The 2,070-nt window shown below is 53.9% G+C and carries 1 protein-coding gene; it reads left to right on the forward strand.

From position 1 onward, the window contains the following. Nucleotides 1-30 precede the first annotated feature (30 nt). Nucleotides 31-2,070: EcoAI/FtnUII family type I restriction enzme subunit R (gene hsdR, locus KB557_RS11100; protein ID WP_255134201.1), on the forward strand; the 2,040-nt coding region annotated here is incomplete at its 3' end.

A 2,070-nucleotide genomic window follows, 5' to 3' on the forward strand; every position in this document is an offset into this window, starting at 1 on the left:
GCTTTTAGTGGGGAGCTTTAATTACTGCTAATGAACGAAGCGGAAACTCGCGCTGAACTTATAGATCCGCTTCTAGCTGCAGCCGGTTGGGGAGTGGTTGATGGCAGCAGGATTCGCCGCGAGTTCTCCATCACTCCTGGCCGTATTGAAGGTGCGGGTAAGCATGGGAAGTCTTTAACTGCCGATTACGTACTCACTTATCGAAATTGCCAATTGGCGGTGGTGGAGGCAAAGCCCGACACCGCACCACTAACTGAGGGTGTCGCCCAAGCCAAGGACTACGCAGAGAAACTGCAAATCCGCTTCACCTACGCCAGTAATGGTCTTGGTGTTTACGCCATCGATATGGACAGTGGCGAGGAAGGCGAGGTTGAGTCCTTCCCCACACCAGACGAATTATGGAACCGCACTTTCGCGGTTGAAAACGAGTGGCGTGATCGCTTTTCTGCCATTCCCTACCAAGACAAGGGAGGCAGTTGGCAGATTCGCTTCTACCAAGACATTGCCGTCAGGCGGGTATTGGAAACGGTCGCCGCCCGCAAAGACCGCATCCTGTTGACCCTTGCCACGGGAACAGGCAAGACCTCAATTGCCTTCCAGATCATCTGGAAGCTGTTCCAAGCCAGATGGAACCTCTCTTACCAACCAACCAGACGGCCTCGGATTCTATTCCTGGCCGACCGAAACACACTCGCAAAGCAGGCTTTCAACGACTTCACCAGCTTCGCGGCCTTTGAAGAGAACGCCCTGGCCCGCCTTCGGCCAGATGAGTTGCGTAAGAAAGGTCGGGTACCGACCAACGCCAGTGTTTTCCTGACGATCTTCCAGACCTTCATGTCTGGTCCTGCCGAAGATGGAAAGCCATCGCCATGGTTTGGCCAGTACCCGCCTGATTTCTTTGATTTCATCGTGATCGATGAGTGCCACAGAGGCGGCGCAAACAGCGAATCGACATGGCGAGACATCCTCGACTACTTCAAACCAGCGGTACAGCTGGGTTTGACGGCTACCCCTCGTCGCACGGAAAACACCGACACCTACGCCTACTTCGGCGAACCGGTCTACACCTATTCACTCAAGGAGGGGATCAACGACGGATACCTCACGCCTTTCCGCGTCAAGCAAATCAGCACCACGCTGGATGAATACGTCTATACACCTGATGACATGGTGCTGGAAGGTGATGTGGAAGCAGGCCGCCGCTACACCGAAGCTGAGTTCAACCGCATCATCGAGATAAAGCAGCGCGAGAAGCAACGGGTAGAAATTTTGCTCAACCAGATCGAGCAACGCCAGAAAACCATTGTTTTCTGCGCCACCCAGGAGCACGCGCTGGCGATCCGCGACCTGATCAACCAACTCAAGAGCAGCTCCAATCCCAACTACTGCCAGCGAGTCACGGCTGACGATGGCGAGCTTGGCGAGACGCACCTTAGCGACTTCCAGGACAACGAAAAGTCGATCCCAACGATCCTGACGACCTCCCAGAAGCTCTCAACAGGGGTGGATGCCAGAAACATTCGCAATATCGCCCTACTGCGACCGGTCAACTCAATGATCGAGTTCAAGCAGATCGTGGGTCGGGGCACTCGCCTCTATGACGGCAAGGACTATTTCACGATCCTCGACTTCGTGAAGGCATACCAGCTATTTAGTGATCCCGAATGGGATGGCCCCCCTGAAGCCGTTGAAACCAATGACAAACCACCAAAAACCAAAAGCGAAAACGAAGAACCTGACAAGCCTGAAGATGATGATGGCGTCGAGGAAAAACTTCGCCGTAGCAAGGTGAGCATCAAGCTCGGTGATGGGAAGGAACGTGCCCTGCAATACATGATGGTGACCAGCTTTTGGCACCCTGATGGCAAGCCGATGAGCTCGACCCAGTTCATCGAGCTCCTCTACGGCCAGTTGCCTGAATTCGCTAAGGATGAGGCCGAACTCCGTGAGATATGGAGTTCACCAGCTACTCGTAGCAAGCTCTTGCAGGGCTTGGCTGAAAAAGGTTTTGGTGGAGAGCAGCTTGCAGAAATCCAATCGATCATTTCAGCTGAAAACAGCGACCTGTTC

Source organism: Synechococcus sp. Cruz CV12-2-Slac-r (genome assembly GCF_024346075.1).
In the GTDB taxonomy this organism is placed as follows: Bacteria; Cyanobacteriota; Cyanobacteriia; order PCC-6307; family Cyanobiaceae; genus Synechococcus_D.